12 protein-coding genes and 1 pseudogene are annotated in these 17,274 nt (G+C 44.7%); all 13 read right to left on the bottom strand.

All coding sequences use genetic code 11. The annotated features are described in order from the left end of the window. Positions 1-6 precede the first annotated feature (6 nt). Positions 7-3,117, bottom strand: coding sequence for an efflux RND transporter permease subunit (locus OH460_RS16240; RefSeq protein WP_269998638.1), 3,111 nt, complete (start codon positions 3,115-3,117; stop codon positions 7-9). Positions 3,118-3,126: 9 nt separating this feature from the next. Then, a pseudogene (locus OH460_RS16235) lies at positions 3,127-4,268 on the bottom strand (efflux RND transporter periplasmic adaptor subunit). Positions 4,269-4,367: 99 nt separating this feature from the next. Beyond that, positions 4,368-5,246: a LysR family transcriptional regulator gene (locus OH460_RS16230; RefSeq protein ID WP_269998636.1), complete on the bottom strand. Its 879-nt coding sequence runs from the start codon at positions 5,244-5,246 to the stop codon at positions 4,368-4,370. 217 nt (positions 5,247-5,463) lie between these two features. Then, the gene (locus tag OH460_RS16225) at positions 5,464-6,123 is read right to left on the bottom strand and encodes a sugar transferase (RefSeq protein ID WP_269998634.1); all 660 of its coding nucleotides are present in this window, start codon (positions 6,121-6,123) and stop codon (positions 5,464-5,466) included. 9 nt (positions 6,124-6,132) lie between these two features. Further along, entirely contained in the window at positions 6,133-7,320 is a 1,188-nt protein-coding gene (locus tag OH460_RS16220; RefSeq protein ID WP_269998632.1) for a glycosyltransferase family 2 protein, read from the bottom strand. Then, positions 7,317-8,417 carry a glycosyltransferase gene (locus tag OH460_RS16215; protein ID WP_269998630.1) on the bottom strand — a complete coding sequence of 367 codons (1,101 nt, stop codon included), beginning with the start codon at positions 8,415-8,417 and terminating at the stop codon, positions 7,317-7,319. The genes OH460_RS16220 and OH460_RS16215 overlap by 4 nt, the downstream gene beginning before the upstream one ends. A 279-nt stretch (positions 8,418-8,696) precedes the next feature. After that, a complete protein-coding gene (locus OH460_RS16210) occupies positions 8,697-10,121 on the bottom strand; it encodes a GumC family protein (protein ID WP_269998628.1) in 1,425 nt (474 codons plus the stop codon). Then, entirely contained in the window at positions 10,118-11,236 is a 1,119-nt protein-coding gene (locus OH460_RS16205; RefSeq protein ID WP_269998626.1) for a glycosyltransferase, read from the bottom strand. The genes OH460_RS16210 and OH460_RS16205 overlap by 4 nt, the downstream gene beginning before the upstream one ends. After that, positions 11,229-12,014, bottom strand: a complete 786-nt coding sequence (locus OH460_RS16200; protein ID WP_008217838.1) for an acyltransferase — start codon at positions 12,012-12,014, stop codon at positions 11,229-11,231. Before OH460_RS16200 ends, OH460_RS16205 begins: the two co-directional genes overlap by 8 nt. 93 nt (positions 12,015-12,107) lie before the next feature. Next, a complete protein-coding gene (locus OH460_RS16195) occupies positions 12,108-13,481 on the bottom strand; it encodes an O-antigen ligase family protein (RefSeq protein ID WP_269998623.1) in 1,374 nt (457 codons plus the stop codon). A 197-nt stretch (positions 13,482-13,678) separates the two neighbouring features. Beyond that, positions 13,679-14,809: a glycosyltransferase family 4 protein gene (locus OH460_RS16190; RefSeq protein WP_269998622.1), complete on the bottom strand. Its 1,131-nt coding sequence runs from the start codon at positions 14,807-14,809 to the stop codon at positions 13,679-13,681. Beyond that, positions 14,790-16,298 carry a sigma-54-dependent transcriptional regulator gene (locus OH460_RS16185; RefSeq protein ID WP_269998620.1) on the bottom strand — a complete coding sequence of 503 codons (1,509 nt, stop codon included), beginning with the start codon at positions 16,296-16,298 and terminating at the stop codon, positions 14,790-14,792. Before OH460_RS16185 ends, OH460_RS16190 begins: the two co-directional genes overlap by 20 nt. 205 nt (positions 16,299-16,503) lie before the next feature. Then, on the bottom strand, positions 16,504-16,908 hold the full coding sequence (locus OH460_RS16180; protein WP_269998618.1) for an Hpt domain-containing protein: 405 nt from the start codon (positions 16,906-16,908) through the stop codon (positions 16,504-16,506). Positions 16,909-17,274 lie beyond the last annotated feature (366 nt).

The raw sequence follows: 17,274 nt of genomic DNA, 5'->3' as shown, positions 1-17,274 counted from the left end.
TGCTCCTTATTGAGTGACGTTAGTTTGTTGGTTATCTGTATTGCTCGGCGTCGCATCAAGCACAACAACAGCATCCTTTATCGCATCTGAAATACTCACGGTTTCTTCGGCACGATAGAATAGTTTGTATAGCGCGGGCATCACGAACAGAGACAACACGGTCGCAGCCGCCAAACCACCAATAATCGTTGCCGCCATCTGGTCGAATAGGAGGTCCGTTAGTAGCGGGATCATACCTAGAGCCGTTGTTAGTGCGCCCATAGAGATCGCCATGGTACGGTTCACTGTTGCTTCTTTAATGGCATCCGACAGCGTACGACCATTGGTGCGTTCCAGTTCAATTTGGTCCATCAGTACAATACCGTTTTTGATGATCATGCCTGTTAGAGTGACTGCACCAATCAAAGCCATGAAGCCGAAAGGTTTATCCAATAACAACAAGCTGAATGTCGCGCCCGTTGCTGCAAGCGGTAGAGTTGTCAGAATAATTACAGGTTGCTTAAAGCCGTTAAACATCGCGACTAAGATAATCACCATCAACAACATCGCTTTAGGCAGCTGTTTTAGGATGTCACTGACCGCTTTATGCTCATCGTAGTATTCGCCGCCCCATTCAAGGCTGTAGCCTGGTGGAAGTGCGATGGCTTCAATGTCATCGATTACTGAGTTTCTTACGGCAGCAGGAGTGGTGTAACGGCCAACACCGGCTTGTGCAGTAATGGTTTTCACACGATCACGCCGCCAAATCATAGTTTCTTCGCTTGTTAGTTCAAAACCATCCACCACTTGCCCTAAAGGCACGCTGTGCAAGCCCAACAGTGAACGAACAGGCAATGTTTCTAGTGATTCTAGGTTTCGGTCTGTGCCTCGAAGCTGAATGGTGATCAGCTCATCGTTTAGGTTCAATCGACCCAATGGCATGCCTTCAGAAGCGCGCTTCATAGCGAATGCGATGTCTGCTCGGTTGATACCAGCCTGACGAATCTTGTCTTGGTTGATGATTGGCTCAAGCACTTTGCTTTTTTGTCGCCAATCGTCACGCACGTATTTGGTATCAGGGTGCGCTTGTAAGATGGCTTTCGCTTGGTTCGACAGTTCATGCAGCACGGCAACATCTGGGCCTGAAAAGCGAGCTTCGACACTGAATTTATCTGAGGTCGCCAGTTTTAAACCTCGGAATCGCGGATCGGCGTCAGGAAACTCTTTCGCTAGCCACTTGTCACCACGAGCAATCACTTTGCTGAGTGATGGATAATCAACAGCGTTGATCAAGATCTGACCATAAGCAGGATCGAACGGTTCAGGCTCAATGGTTACCGAGAAACGCGGTGCACCAGCGCCCACATAGGTTGAAATACTGGTCACTTCTGGCTGTTCAAGTAGCCATGCTTCAATGCGTTCCATGTCTTGTGAGGTTTGCTCTATCTTCGCACTATTCGGAAGCCAGTAATCAAGGAACAAGATAGGGCGATCCGCTTGCGGGATGAAGTTAATTGCTATGTTCGGAATTGCCAACGCGGTGACCAGAATAAGCGGGACGAGGGCAGTCAACGCTTTGATTGGATTATCGACCGTCCAGTTGACGCTTTTACGGTACAAGCTTACTTTGGTGTCGGTCTTTTGTTTGGTTGGTTTGATGAACATCCAGCACATAAGAGCAGTAAAGGTCATCGCGACGAGCCAAGACAATAACAACGAAGAGGCGATGATAAGGAATACTGAGCTTGAGAACTCAGCCGCATCGGTTTTTGAAAAGATAACAGGGCTGGCACCCATAATCGCGATAACTGTTGCACCAAACAAGGGAGTCGCGGTCTCTTTAACAGAATCAATGGCTGCTGCAGTTCGGTCGATACCTTTGTTGATCTTCACGATCATCATGTCGGTAATCACAATTGCGTTATCAACTAACATGCCGAGCGCAAGGATAAACGTACCCAGAGACACTCGATGCAAGTCGATCGCCGCAATGTTCATGAAGATAAGCGTGAGTAGAATCGTCAATAGCAGGCTTGAACCAACAATCGTTGCACTCTTTAAACCCATGAAAATCGACAACACAACAAACACAATCGCAACACTTTCAAGCAGGTTGCTTACGAAGTTATCTATCGATTTCTGAACTTCTTCAGGCTGGTTTGCAACGGTCGCGACTTCAACACCTAAGGGCAGTGATGCTTGGAACTCGTCAACCACACGATTGATGTCGTCACCCAGAGATACAACGTTCACGCCAGAGACTGGGCTCATTGCAAGAGTGACAGCTGGTACGCCGTTGTAACGGTTTTCCGTCATCATTGGCTCTTGGTAACCCATGGTCACATCAGCAATGTCACCAAGTCGAATTAAACCCGTCCCTAAATCACTGACACCACCTTTGATCATCAGGTTGTTAATATCAGCGATCGAGGTGAATTGGCTCGATTGCTGAACACGAATGCGTTCGTTGCCTGCCGCGAATTTACCCGCATCAAATGTCGCGTTTTGTGTATTGAGTTGACTCCAAACCTGAGCCATCGACAAACCATACTGCGCTAAACGCTCGTCCGGAATATCGATATGCACTACGCGAGGTTGAACGCCATGCAGCTCTACTTTTTTAATGCCGTCTACGGTTTTAATGCGACGTTGTAACTCTTCTGCATAAGTTCGTAGTTCTGAAGGAGAAGCGTCTTCGCCGTACACAGAGAAAAGCATGCCGTACACTTCAGAAAACTCGTCTTGTACGATGCTGATTTGTGCTGTGCTCGGTAGAAGCATTTTCATGTCAGATACTTTTCGACGCAGTAAATCCCAATCTTGTGGCAGTTCTTTTGAATTCAAAGACTCTTTTAAATCGACAAATACCATCGACATGCCCGGACGAGACAAAGAGCGCAGGCGATTTAAGTTCGCCATTTCTTGAAGCTTTGTTTCAACCGTATCTGTTACCTGTTGTTCCACTTCTTCGGCTGAGGCTCCGGGGTAGAGCGTAACAACAACGGCCGTTTTGACAGTGAAGCTAGGGTCTTCGAGCTTACCGAGGTCAAAATAAGAGTACAGGCCAGCGATAACACTTAATACAGTGAAGAACAGGACGAAGGTTCGTTGCTTTATGGCAAAGTCAGCTAAGTTCATGGTGCGTACCTACAGATCTTTTACTTGGATTGATGAGAAATGTTGACCTTCTTGAACATACTGCGCGCCACTCACCACCACATAGTCGCCATTGTGAAGTTCTGATTCGACACACGCGGTATTTTTATCGAATGACGCGACATTGACGGGCACAGAGATAGCCTGTGAGTTTTTGATGGTGAATACCTGTTCGTTGCCTGACTGGTTGACGATAGATGAATAGGGCAGGCAGAAATTATCGCTGCTTTCACCCAGTTGTGTGGTGAGGGTAACCGCTTTACCTGGCAACAGACTGAGTGTGTCATGATTTGTCAAATCGTCTAGACGATAGGTGACCGAATAGGTTTGATTGAGTGAGGGAGTGTAGAAATCTCAGTCGCATGACCAGTAATAGGCTTCTTTGCGTGATACCAGCTGATGGTGGCTTGTTGTTCGGCTTTGAATTGATGAATCAGATTTTCAGGTACATCAATGGTCACCTCAAGCTGTTCTGGCTTGTGGATAGTGAAAACTGAAATGCCCGGCAGGACTTGTTCAAACTGATCGAAGTTAGATGCAGCGACCACGCCGTCGAATGGCGCGAGCAGTTGGGTGTAACGAATCGAATCTTTTGCGCGGCGTATGTTTTGTTCGACTACTTTAACCGCTGCTTCACTTCTTTCATAACCGCTGATTGCGCGGTCCAGATTAACATCAGCAATCGCGTTGTCGGCAATGGCTTGTTTCACTCGAGAAAGTTCAGTTTTAGCTAGCTTATGTGCGGATTTTGCTTCAAGAGAACGAGCTTGCAGCTCTTCCAACGCCACTTGGTAATCATGCGGGTCGAGTTGTGCCAATGGTTGACCTTTCTTAACTGAATCGCCAACGGAGACCATCATCTCTTGAATAGTGCCGGGTACACGAAATGCGACGCCAGCCATTTCTGATGACTGCAATTTGCCCGTGAACGATTTTTCAACTTGATGAGAGAGAGGCTCAAGTTGGATAACTTGAATTGGACGCGTTTGTTTTTTAGCTGTCGTCGCCTCAGAGTCATTACAGCCAAAAAGAGCGGTTAGGCTTAGTGCAATGACTGTGTATTTGAAGATAGGTGTCTGTTGAAAGATAGACGAACGCTGCAAAACAGATGAATGTTGAGATATAGGCTTCATGGATTACTCCTGTCAATTTATGGAGTAATTCTATCTTTCCGTTTTGTTTAGATAATCTAGTCTATTCGCGAAACACTGTCATGATATTCATTACAATAACTAGAGGTTTGGAAGTTCTTGTAATAGAAAATCAATCAAAAGTTGAGCAGAATGACTCAGCGTTTTGCGTTGAGGGTAGAGTAGCCAAGCTTCTTCTTGTTGGAGGTTCTGGTCAGGGAACAGGTTAATCAAAGTTCCGTCTTTGAGTTGTTGTCGTACCAATAGTTCAGGCAGTAATGCGATGCCTCTGTGACGTGTCGCGCCACCGATCACGAAGCCGATACTGTCACTCACCACCGAAGGTTCGACCTTGATGATGTGGTCTTTGATGTCCCATTGCTTGTCGATATCACCACTTGGCCATCGAAAGCACACAAAGGGGTAGTTGGTGATTTCTCTTAAGCTTGAAGGCGTGCCTTCTTTCTCTAGAAACTCAGGGCTGGCGACAAAAACACGCTGTAAAATCATGAGCTTGCGCGCTACTACATTCGCGCCACTCAACGTACCACCGTGCATTGCCAGATCTAACCCTTGTCGGTACATATCGACAAAACCATTACTGATGGTACGAATATCAAGCTCGACCTTCGGGTACATATCTTGGAACTTAAACAGCGTCGATTGCATGATGTCGCTGGTTTCTGGCAATAAGCCAATCTTAACTTGCCCGTGTGCAACTTCTGATAGGTTAGAGGCGATATGGTTCGCTTTGTCGAGCGCACTTAACGCATTAAGAAGCTCTTTATAATAAAGCTCGCCAGATTTCGTTAAGGAAAGGCTGCGAGTAGTTCTAAAGAACAATTGAATACCAAGAGACTTCTCAAGGTCGTTAATTCTGCGGCTAACGTTAGCCCGGGGAAGGTCAAGTGCATTGGCAGCGGCAGTAAAACTACCCAGTTCGACAACGGTGGTAAACAGCTTAAGATCTTCAATTTTCATAACTACGGTATTGAATCGTTTTTAGAACAGTATGTTGGCATCGTATACCAATTGGATTTTAAAATCGAAGCGTTCTTGAGTTTGGCTTGTTTTGAGGCAGTAAAAAACCAGCCGATAAATCATTATCAAAGCTGGCTTTGTGCTCACATCGAGCAAGACTGCTCTATTTACCACCCTGGACTAAACAGCTTGCTCTCTTACCTTAGACCATACTGGTTTAGCGACCTCGACCATCAACCATCACAACAATCGTCTTAGTGATAATGCTTAGGTCAGCAGCGATCCAAGATTTGATTGAACACAGGCTCAATGCATAGCTATGGTCGAATCCAACTTTACGACGAACATCGTCAATACACGTGTCGTAACCTTGATTGACTTGCGCTAGACCCGTGATACCAGGCATTACTCCATATGTACGGTCGGCAAAGTAAGGAATTTCGTTCTCTAGTTTGGTGTAAAAGGTAGGGCGTTCAGGGCGCGGGCCAATTAGAGACATTTCACCTTTCAATACATTGATCAGTTGTGGCAGTTCATCAAGACGAGTCTTTCTCAAAAAGCGGCCAACAGGTGTGATTCGTGGGTCATTCGCGGTAGCCCAAACTGCACCAGAGCGAGTTTCTGCATCTTCGTACATGCTACGGAACTTCATGATCTCAAAGATTTCCATTTTCTCAGGTGTCGATTTACCCACACGCAGTTGACGGTAGAAAATAGGGCCACGAGAAGTGAGTGCAATCGCCATCGCAATCAATGGAAATACGGGCGCTAGCAAAATCAAAGCAATCAGTGAGCTTACAAAATCAAAAGTACGTTTAGCACGTGAGATTTTGTATTGGTATAGGTTTTGGGTAGATAGCTGTTCAATGTTCATCATAATAAGTCCTTAATGATTTGCTCGTGTCCAAGGTGAGTTTTCTAGTCCGATTAGGTAACGAATGCCACCAATGAAGTTGGCATAGTGTCCAACGATCAAATAAGAGATTAATGAAATAGGTTTGTTTACTAAGCGCTTTGGCAAGATGCAGCCAAGTACGCCAATGATATAAACAGCAACTTGAGCCCATAACAGTGCTTCAAATACCAAGTAGTTGCTAAGTAAGATTGAGCACACTAAGCACACAATCATTAAATAGGGCGTGAGTAGGCGAAGTCCTTTTCCTGAGAAGAACGCAAACGCGATGCCTTTGAACTTCGGGCTAAACAAACCGAACAGTCGTATCGCTTGCTGCATGTTCCCAGCGGAGATACGTAAGCGACGTTTGAAGTCAGTATCTAGGTTCGACTCTTCAAGCTCTAGCGCTACCATTTGCGTTTCATATTCAGCGATGTAGCCTTGTTTAACTATTTGCATTGGAAGAATGAAGTCGTCGTTGATGGTATTGGCAGGCAACATCTCGAACAAGTGCGTTCTAAACAGGTAAAATGCACCGTGCGAACCAAGGCTTGAGCCTAACGACGCCTCTGACTCTTTTACTGCTGTTTGGTATTGCCAATAGGTGTTTTCACCTTCGTTACCTGATGGGCAAAGCTGGTAAGTGGCATTCACTACACCAACCTTGTCACTTTCAAAGTGAGCGGCTGCGATTAGTAACGCATCAAGTGATATAAGGGCTGAAACGTCACTTAGGGCGGTAATGTCACTCTTAATGTTTGTCACTTCTTCATTAATAACCGCTACTTTACCTCGGTTCTGTTTGTGGTCGTGTATTTCAACATGTATGTCGCTGCACATAGCTTCTTGAATCGTCATCTGAGCAATGTCGACAGTACTATCAGTGCAGCCATCACACGCGATAATCACTCGCAGCTTCTTTTTTGGATAGTCCAGAGAAGCAAGGTTACGGACTTTATCCGCTATCCATTGCTCTTCGTTAAATGCCGGTACCAGAATAGTGATGCTTGGTAACGTACAATCTTGTTTTTCATCTTTGTAGCAGCGATGGCTTTCTTCTACTTGACGTACTGGATGGCCTTTCGCATACCAGCGTAAAAGGATCGGATACGCTGCATGGTGATAGACAATCAACATTCCGGAAAACAAACACAAACCGGCTAATACCCAATCAATCATCCGCAAGCTCCTTGAGAAATATTGTCGTAAGACGCGACCATTTTGACTAAATCGAAGTTGTCGAGCACATATTGGCGCGGTGATAGGAAGCGTTGTTGCTGACCCTCTAGCAGCGCGTTGGCTAACTCAATAATGTTTCCTTTTTTTACCAGCGTGCCACTAATTGGACATAGCGTTTCATCCACTGCACCAACATCCATTGCTACCGTAGGAATATTGCAAGCTTGCGCTTCTAACGTAGATAGGGGCAAACCTTCGTGTCGTGAAGGAAGACAGAAAGTATCGAGCGAGCCATAAAATGTGGTCATGTCTTCAACTAACCCCAGAAATATTACGCGTTCTTGTAAACCAAGTTTTGTCGTTAACGCTTCTAATTGGGTTCGCTTTGAGCCGTCACCTGCGAACGCAACAATGAAATTAGCCGGAAGAAAGGAGAGCGCTTTAATGAGTTGGTCTTGTCCCTTCACATGTTCTAAGCGTCCAGCACAGCCAATGATGTGTTTATCGTTAGGTAATTCGAGCTTTTGTCGAGCAATCGCTTTGGGCGTTGGCTTGAATTTATCGCAATCGACACCGTTTTTTATGGTGATGATATTGTTGTATGAAAAAGTATGACGAAGTTGGTCATAGACACGGGTCGCGTCGGCAACTAATGTCGGTTGAGCGACTTTTAGAGCAAGGGCTTGAAGTCTTCGACGTTTGTTGTTTTTTAAATGCCATGCGTCGTGCTCTGTATGGATACGTGTTGGGACGCCTGAGACTCTCGCGGCATATCCAGCGTAGAGCAATGGACCAATGTGATGCGTATGGACGACGTCCGGGCATATTGCTTTAAAAGCTTTAATGAGTTTGACGATGATGCCGAATTGAACGCCCGGTGCTTTATCTAAAAACACGATCTGATTTTGATACGGTTGTAGTTTCGGCCAATTTTTTATCGCCTCATCTTTGGTTCCTTCTAAGCTAACGATTAGTACTTGGTCGAGTGGCTTTGCAAGACGTAATAAGTCGAGAGTGAGTGTTTCTAAACCTCCTGGCGCTAGGTGCTGAACCACATGTATGACTTTCTTACGTTGGTTTGTATTTGGCTTTCCCATAATGCGGCTCCTTGCACTGACGTTTTAAGTCTTTTTGCTAAACATATTTGTTGTTATGACTGCAATGTTGCACGTGCCGTGCCAGAAAATTAACTGATTTTAATCAATGACTTACTTGGGCTTGGTGTCTGTTGGTTTTACATTCTCAAAATAGGAATCAAAAGACAAACGACAGCGAGAGGAATCGGCTCAAATCTCCTATGGAACAACAATGGTGTTTATCGCAAAAAAAAAGAGCACCAACATCAGGTTGGTGCTCGTTTCTTTAATAGTGAGCCTTTAGTTCATTTTCGGGATGACCGTTAAAACCGAAACGCCCATGATCTCTTCAATATCACTTTTTCGTTTGATCGATGAGTCAAACAATTCGAACAGTATCGCTAACCCCGCACCTAAGCCAATGCCTGCGATCAGACCTGCTAGGATGAATATGAAGGTCGGCATATTGGATTTGATACTCGGGGTGTAAGGTAAGTCGATAATCTTTACACGTTTATTTTCTTCGAACACACCTAGCGAACCAGTTAACTGAGCCATCTCATAACGTTCATTAAGTTCATCGAATAGTTGTCGCTTAACTTCTACATCACGCTGCAAACGGTACATCTCTTTTGCGTTGTCACCGAAGTTGTTTGCCTTGTGTTCCAATTCAAAAATCATGGTTTTAAGGCTTTTTGTCTCTTCTTTTAATGACTCATAGCGCCCCCGAACAAGTTGAAGGTTATGAAGTTGAGTCACTAAAAGAGGTTGCGTGTCGGAGAGTTTGTCTAGTGAGGTGCTACTCGCTATATCCCACAATTGGTCACTGTTCATTCCGGGTTGCTTCTGTGCAAGCAGTGTTTTTCTTTCGTTCTCAAGACGTTCCAGTTCAAGGACCTTCGCCTGTACAGCACTGTGTTTATTGGTGTACTTTGCTTTTAGTAAGGTTAACGAACTTTGTGTGTCAATAATCTGATCTTCTAATCGGCCGATAACAGGATTGGTTTTTGATAGTTGTTGGTCAATCGACCCTAGGCTTTTTTCAACGCCTGATAACTCGGCTTCTTTCTCGGCTAGGGTTTGCTTTAATGAAGCCAATCGATTCAAGCTTTGGCTTTGAACCTCAGGAGTTGAGTGTACATTTTCATTAATATATCTCGCTAACTCTTCTTCCGCCTTTGCCAGTTCGGCGCTTCGCTCATCGATGTGAATTCTAAGGAAACTACTCGAGTCTTGGATCGACGAACGTTCTGGAGCCAATATTTGCTCTATAAAATGCTCGCTGACGGAACTAAGTGTCTCTTCCATACCGATCGGCGTGTTAGAGGTAAGACTTATTTTTAAGAAATCTTTACCCATTTGAGTAACAGATAAACGTTCTGACAAATCCGTAATGATCTCTTGTTTTTGAACTTCCGACATATCTGGTTTTGTTAGCTGAAGCTCATCTGCCACCGAATAAAGAACGTGACGGCTGTGTAACAGGGTTCTAAGTGCACTCATTCTGTCTTTAAGCATGGTAGAAACGGCGATGTCCTCAAGAAACGGATTCATTTTCGCGGTTTCTTGTATCAGCATACTGGTGTGCGAATCGTATTTTGTTGGCGCAAGTTTACTCACACCAAACCCCACAAATGGCAAGATAAGAATAGGGATTAGAATCACGTAGCGCTGACGCCACATCCCGTTCAATATGCTTAATAAACGCAGCTTGAGATTGTTCATAATAGCTCCAGCATCCAATGTACGAAGTTGCCACGGTTTTTCCAGCTGTCTTTTTCGACGATAGAGATAGGCGAGTGAGTGAGTTGACGAGCGTTGTTAAGTGCTTGGATCATTTCCTGGGCATTGTTGATGGCTGTAACGTGCTTCTGATAAGACGCCATCGCAGGGAATGGTGTTGTTACGATGGGTGTGCCTGCAGCTAAGTATTCCATTAGCTTAAGTGGGCTACACGCTTGTATTTGCTCATTGTCTACAAAGGGCAGCAAACTAATATCCCAATGTTGTGAGTAACTTGGTAACGTGTGATGTGGTCTTGGGCCAAGGTAATGGACATTGTGTAACTTTGGTAACATTAACGTATCAAGCTCGTTGGGCCCAATGAATACAAAATCCCATTCAGGCATTGCGTGAGCAACATGTCCGATCATGTCATAGTCTAGCCACTTCGACAGGCTGCCATAAAACCCTGCAATCGGACGATGACTACTTGGCAGGTCTTCAGCTCTGGCTACTGGTGTAGAAAATAGCTCAACATCAACGCCGTGTGGAAGAAGCTGTGTTTTACATTTAGGAAACTTTTTCACTAACTCTTTACTCGCTGCGAAAATCAGATCCGCTTTATCGATAAGTTTAGATTCGTGCTCAGCGACAGTTTGGTGGTCAACGCCTGCGAGCGCACTGAAATCATCGCCGCAATAATAAACCACAGCAGATTCACCCAGATGCCCACACAGGTCAACTGCAGTAGGAAGCGACGTCCACAGGATTGGGTCTTGTAAGTTAAGCTCTTCAATCATTGGTTTTAACTGTCGCAACATCATCAATTGAGCGAGCTTGCGCGAAGCGTATGATGCAGGAGCAGGGATGGTTCTCAAGTTGACGACTTTAATGTTGCTGAGGCCCACAGAGTCCGACATGTTCTGGGTGATTGCGTTAGTCTTACCAAACAACTTATTGAACGCACGCGTTACATCTTTCACGCTTAAGCGCGGTTGTCTAAGACCAATGGAGTTAATCCAAAGTACTTTATGTGTTTTAGCTAGTTGGCGAACTAAGTGCTGGGTTGACGATGGAAGTCCGCCAAAGTCTTCACCGAATACAATGAGATCACGCATGGTCACCTCCATGAGTCTCAAATGCATCAAAAACATCTGACTCTGTCACTTCTACGGATTTTATTTGACCAACCACTCGTGCAGGATTACCTGCGGCAATAGAGAATGGGGCAATACTTTTGGTTACAACGCTACCGGCAGCAATCACGGCACCTTCACCAATTGTCACGCCGCCTTTGACAGTTACATTGGTCCCTAGCCACACATCTCGTTCTAGTATGATGTCGCCAATCTGTTGTGGGTCATCACCTTCACCGTTTGCACGACGTGTCGCATCAAGTGGATGGCCAGAATAACCAAAAAGAAAGGCACCGCCAGCAATTCGGACGTTGTCGGAGATAATCACTCGTTTGCCGACCGCGATAGTTGATTGCCAACCCACATCAACATTATTACCAATTGACAGTAACGGATGTTCCAAACCGTCGAGCGGCTGCGTACACCCTGAAAATGTGGTGTGACCCGATATACGACAGTCATTCCCAATTGAAATTTGCAGTGGTCCACTTACGAAAGGTAGGCCTCCATACAAATATAGGCGCTTACCACACTGTGCGACTCTGCCTTTGAACGCTGGGGTCCAGTAGCAAAAGCGAGTAAATCCCCCGATGACATTCACAATCAATTTGTGTGTTTGGTACAGGCAACGATTGAAGATCTGAGGAGTAGGGAGCTCGGCGCTTCTGATGTTTTTCAAAATGAAAAAAACATTTCTAATTCGAGAATTAGGGTGAAACTTAAGCCAGTGTTTAAATTGATGGATGCTTGCTGACGTCATAATGAAATTCCTTCTCTGTTGTTATATAGAAGTACTTTCATATTGCGTGCCATATAGTAAAACCCGTATTTTCAATGGGTTAAGGTTTGGCTTTTAGATTTTCTCATTTTGACAAGCAGTTTGAGATACGTTTGAAACGCAAACTGTGAGTGCTGCAAGGATGTAAATCGGCCAGTTGAAGCCTTGAGTTAGAAAAGTGCCGGAAACAATGGTACCGATCAGGCCTGCGTAGACCGCGTAGGCGACAGCATTGAGTTCTGGTGGGACATTGGAACCCGCAGCTTTAAGTTGCGCCAAGGTGGCACGAGAGGTTTTGATCAGAGATACGATAAGCCCTACGAAAATGATCAACCCAATAAATCCAGTTTCAGCTAAAACGCCAAACCAGGTGCTGTGCACAGCATGATTTAATCCATCCCAATAAGCGCTATAAAAAAAGTAATTAGAATAGAAGTTATTTAAGCCAACCCCAGTAAGAGGGTTGTCTAATGCCATTTTGAAAGCGGCTTCCCAAGCGTATATTCGTCCCATAGCGGATTCATCAATCCCTTCTTCGGCCGCACCACCTGAAGCTCTGTCTGATATTCCAGCAACTAAGTAAAGGACAACTGCGGCAATTGCTCCTCCGGACATTAACAAGAGTTTAGAGTGAACCAACTTCCAAGCAAATATACCAATCACGGCAATACACCCTAATAGTCCACCACGGCTCTGCGTTGCGATGATAGCAGCGAGCAGTAGCACGCAAACGAAGCCACTGATAATTCGTTTAAACAATGGGATTCCGGAAGTGCTGGCTTGACTGATAGTAAATGCGAGGGGGAACATTAATACCAGCGCCAAATCGTTAGGGTCTCCGAGCATTGACCCAAAATCACGACCTATGGTTACGCGTGTGCCTTCGACCAAACCAATACCGTTGATTGAGTTGTAAACGGCGATGGTGCTGACCAGAGCTCCCGCGTATATGATCGTCATCGCCGTTTTCGCTAAGTCTTCCGTGGTGTTCACGAGCCAAGTAATGGCAAGAGTCATGACAATAATCTTCCAATAGATACCTTTAAATTCAGCTAACGCGATCGGTCTATTAGAGGCAAAAACAATCCCAATGATCGTGAGAATCCAAAAGATAACCAGCCAATTCAGAGAATGATGCCAAGAGATTTTAAGCTCTCTACTGACCAGTGAGTGCCACAGCAATGCCGACAATGCCCCCATGGACAGTAACAAAGGGATCTTCATTGGATAGAGTACTGGTAATGCTTCATGAATCCTGAAAAAAGAGAACACAACAAACAGAATTACAAACCAAAATGCCTTATTGATGACGAACAAGGCACCAAGCGGGATAAAGGCGAGTCCGATAGCCACTGCCGGGTGAGGAACGAGATACCAAGCAGCACCAAGAACAAGGCTTAGGAATGAGAGCCCTAAAATTAGCGGTGTTCGATTAACTTGGTCTCTCATTGTATATCCCTAGCGTTTTTTATTATTCAACTAAAGACATAGCAAGGTGAATGCCACATATCGACTGACACTAAGTTATTGTATTTATGCCCAATTTAGATTTTTCTAAAACGTTGAGTTGAGGTGGGTCAAAATGAGAATCAAATTGGAAACGCGCTTGCCATTGCTATTTGGATTGAATCTATGGTGTGGCAACGTTATGCACTGTAGCAGGCTAGGATCTGGGGAATAACAGCTTGTGGAGAGTAATGCTCGCGGATGGTCGCTTTGGCTTTCATTCCCATAATCTGCTTGTCTTGAGAAGGGAGGTCAAACCAACTCGTTAAACATGCAGTGAGTTCGCTTTCATTTGTCGCGATGTAACCATTGGATTCATGCTGAATCAGTTGCGATAGATTACCAACGTTGGTCGCTATAACCGGTATGCCGCGAGCCATGGCTTCTAATGCCGCCATAGGTAAACCTTCGTAACGAGATGGTATGACTAAAACATCAATGGTTTTCCATGCATTGTCCATACTGGTTTGGTGTCCATGGAACGTTAAGTTATTTGGTTTACTCTTTTCGAGCGTTTGCCTTTCAGGACCATCTCCAAATAGGTGAAACTTATGATTAGCCGCAAACTGTGCAAGAGCAACAAAACGGTCTGGCGCTTTTTCGTGGCTTAAACGGCCAACAAAACCTACGTGATAAATTTGTTTAATGTTGCTTTCGTAAATTAAATGTTGAGCATTCGGAGAGCTGTCTGGGATCGCAATGAAATTATTAAGCAGGGTAGTTCGTGACGGGATCTTATCTTGTATTTTGTTGCTGACAACAAAACAGTGATTGGATAGAAATCCAGTATATCTATCTAAAAAATCGTAGAGCCAAACTTTGCCTTTAGGTGTTTCGCCTGCGTGATACGTCGATATTTGACGAGGCTTACAATGGCTTGGGGTAACTAGCTTCACCAGTTTACTCACAATGCTTGCTTTGTAGCCATGAGCATGGACATGCGTGGGCTTATATTGCGTGATTGCCAGTTTAAGTTGCGAAACTGAGTTGGTTTTACTTGGTGCTAAGTCGTTAAGGTGACTGTAAGGCAGGCCTAAGTCTTTTAAGCGTGTTATCACTGGGGGAAGAGGAGCAAACTTGGTGAGCAGGACGACTCTAGCTTTACGGTTATGTTTAAGTAAACCAAGGGCGAGCTCAATGACATGCGTTTCGATTCCACCAAAGGTTTGGCTATCGATGAGTAGCCAAATCTCTTCAGGTTCAGGAACTAAATGCCCCTGAACCTGAGTTGGTTGAGCTTGAGTATCCAAATTAGGCTTGGTTACACTCATCTTCAGACTCCCAAGCCTGTTTCTTACGGTAAACAGTGGAAGGGCTCAGCTCCAATAAAACGGCAGCGTTTAACACATTTCCATCACAATGATTGATAGCATGTTGAATGGCTTCGCGTTCTATCTGCCACATTGGACGAATCGCACCGTCACTAGTGGTAAATGCCGGTGTCATTGGATCATTTGTGTCTTGAGAGACAGATGAACGCTCAAGCTCTTCTGGTGTGACTGGAGGCAGCTTACCTTCTTGAACAACTGGCGACACGGCTTCCACAACAGCGCTACGTATTGGCGTAACGCTTTTTGAGGTTGTAGCGTCTGCTTTATTGATCGGAGCAGGTAACATCTCTTTGGTTACACTGGTTTCATTGTTTAACACTACGATGTTACGAATGATGTTTTGTAGCTGACGAACATTGCCCGGCCATGGATAGCGCTTAAGTAAACCTTGTGTCTCTTTATCGATAGACTTGAATTTCTTCTTGTCTTGTTTGGCGTAAAGTTTCAAAAAGTGGTTAGATAGAGTGACAATGTCACTTCCCCTTTCTCTCAGCGGTGGCATCTCAATAGGCACCACATGTACACGATAGTAAAGGTCTTCACGAAATCGACCTTCTTCTACTTCGACGAGAGGGTCACGGTTAGTCGCACAGATGATTCTGACATCTACTTTGATTTCTCGGTTGCCACCTAACGGGGTAAAAGTCCCGGTTTGTAGGAATCGAAGGAGCTTTTTCTGCATTTCCAATTCCATTTCACAAAGTTCATCCAGAAACAGTGTGCCACCGTGTGCTTGCATTGCAGCACCTTTACGATCGGTTGTAGCACCGGTAAATGCGCCTTTGACATGACCGAAGATTTCGCTTTCCATTAAGTCGCGGGGGATAGCACCACAGTTGATGGCAACGAATGGTTTATCACCACGCTGACTCTCTTGGTGAATAGCCTCTGCGCATACTTCTTTACCTGTCCCGCTCTCGCCATTGATGAACACACTTGCGGTTGTCGGAGCAACTGAGTCGATGATTTTATAGACGGCTTGCATCGGTAAACAAGAACCGATGAAGTTATGGAAACGGTCACGATCGAATTTGCTTTGAATATTGTCGACTAGATTTTCGAGTTTGGCTCTGCGCAGATGCAGGTTAACCGATGTTTTGAGGCGGTCGGCTTGAATTGGTTTTTCCAAGAAGTCTTCAGCACCGCGCTGAATTAGGTCAACGGCAATGTTCACTGAACCATGGGCTGTCGCGATGATTACAGCGGTTGGGATGTCGTTATCACTGATCCAATCTAATACCTCTTCACCTGGCATATCAGGCAGTTTAAGATCGAGGATAACCAGTTGTGGGACGTGTCTCTCTATAAATGTTTTAGCTTCAGCTCCAGTTTCGACATGAAATATGTCGTATGGCTCGTCTTTTACGTACTGCTTGTAAAGTACGGCGAGGGAGGTGGAGTCTTCAACTAACAATACCTTAGGGCGCATTGTGTAATTCCTTTTGAAACTTTATCCTAACCAATCAATAACATAGTGATGTTTGAGCGTAGATACGAGTCGACGGTCTTTGTTACTTACTGGGCGCGCTGTCTTATTTGAGTTTAGTCTGTTTACGCGAACAGATGACCATGAAACGTAAATCGGTAATGACTATGTTGAGCTTTTTAACTAATTTATATCTGGTGAAAGAGCGTTAACTAAAACCGGCCTCTTTTCTTTCTAATAACGCGTTGATTGAACGCTCTGCAAGTTCGATTAACTCGCCAACCTGCAGAAAGGCTTGTTCATGATGCGCTTCTAAACACTGCTGTTCTAATGCTCTTGCTAACTTACCTAAAGGCCGGTTACCTAGCGAAAGTGCGGTACTACCAAGGGTATGGACTTCAAACTCGAGCGTTTGAGCGTCGTTGTTGCTAACTGCTTCTTTAATGGTGAGTAAACGAGCCTGTGACTCTGTCACATAGTGGTCGATTAAAATTGGAATAATCTCCGGACTGGTATCTCGAACCATCTGTTCAAGTACGCTTTCATCCACAAGCTCATCATTTTTTTGCTTATTTTCACCTGAAGGTGTGTCTGACGTTAAAGTCGAGTTCATCAAACTAAGTCCTTTTATTGAGCTGTAAATCCTTACATCATCGAGAAGTCTAATACTCGTTTGCACTCTTAAGTTTTAGTCATTTTCTGGAATAATTTCAACTGGTTGCCTTATAAACAGCAGAATAAATCGACATTAAGCCATGCTTGTGGCTATCTTTGTGATAAACCTAACGGATTGATTATACGTATTTTTACTTACAAAATATGAACTTAGGTGTGTAATAGGAGAAGGGCTTGGACTCTAGTGCTAAAAAACCTCATTGCCTCTAAATCTAGCAAACTAAATAAAAAGGCCACCCTGTTGCTGAATAGTGGTGGCCTAAGTGATAATAAAGTAATTGGTTACGCCTTTGTCCAAGTTGGA

The organism is Vibrio sp. Makdt, assembly GCF_027587015.1.
Classification (GTDB): domain Bacteria; phylum Pseudomonadota; class Gammaproteobacteria; order Enterobacterales; family Vibrionaceae; genus Vibrio; species Vibrio chagasii_B.
Note: the sequence above shows the minus strand (reverse complement) of the source record. Positions and strands in the feature narration are given on the sequence as shown.

Bases quoted from the DNA above. Each gene is read 5' to 3' on its own strand.
- OH460_RS16240 (WP_269998638.1), bottom strand. From the start codon at position 3,117: ATGAACTTAGCTGACTTTGCCATAAAGCAACGAACCTTCGTCCTGTTC.
- OH460_RS16230 (WP_269998636.1), bottom strand. From the start codon at position 5,246: ATGAAAATTGAAGATCTTAAGCTGTTTACCACCGTTGTCGAACTGGGT.
- OH460_RS16225 (WP_269998634.1), bottom strand. From the start codon at position 6,123: ATGATGAACATTGAACAGCTATCTACCCAAAACCTATACCAATACAAA.
- OH460_RS16220 (WP_269998632.1), bottom strand. From the start codon at position 7,320: ATGATTGATTGGGTATTAGCCGGTTTGTGTTTGTTTTCCGGAATGTTG.
- OH460_RS16215 (WP_269998630.1), bottom strand. From the start codon at position 8,417: ATGGGAAAGCCAAATACAAACCAACGTAAGAAAGTCATACATGTGGTT.
- OH460_RS16210 (WP_269998628.1), bottom strand. From the start codon at position 10,121: ATGAACAATCTCAAGCTGCGTTTATTAAGCATATTGAACGGGATGTGG.
- OH460_RS16205 (WP_269998626.1), bottom strand. From the start codon at position 11,236: ATGCGTGATCTCATTGTATTCGGTGAAGACTTTGGCGGACTTCCATCG.
- OH460_RS16200 (WP_008217838.1), bottom strand. From the start codon at position 12,014: ATGACGTCAGCAAGCATCCATCAATTTAAACACTGGCTTAAGTTTCAC.
- OH460_RS16195 (WP_269998623.1), bottom strand. From the start codon at position 13,481: ATGAGAGACCAAGTTAATCGAACACCGCTAATTTTAGGGCTCTCATTC.
- OH460_RS16190 (WP_269998622.1), bottom strand. From the start codon at position 14,809: ATGAGTGTAACCAAGCCTAATTTGGATACTCAAGCTCAACCAACTCAG.
- OH460_RS16185 (WP_269998620.1), bottom strand. From the start codon at position 16,298: ATGCGCCCTAAGGTATTGTTAGTTGAAGACTCCACCTCCCTCGCCGTA.
- OH460_RS16180 (WP_269998618.1), bottom strand. From the start codon at position 16,908: ATGAACTCGACTTTAACGTCAGACACACCTTCAGGTGAAAATAAGCAA.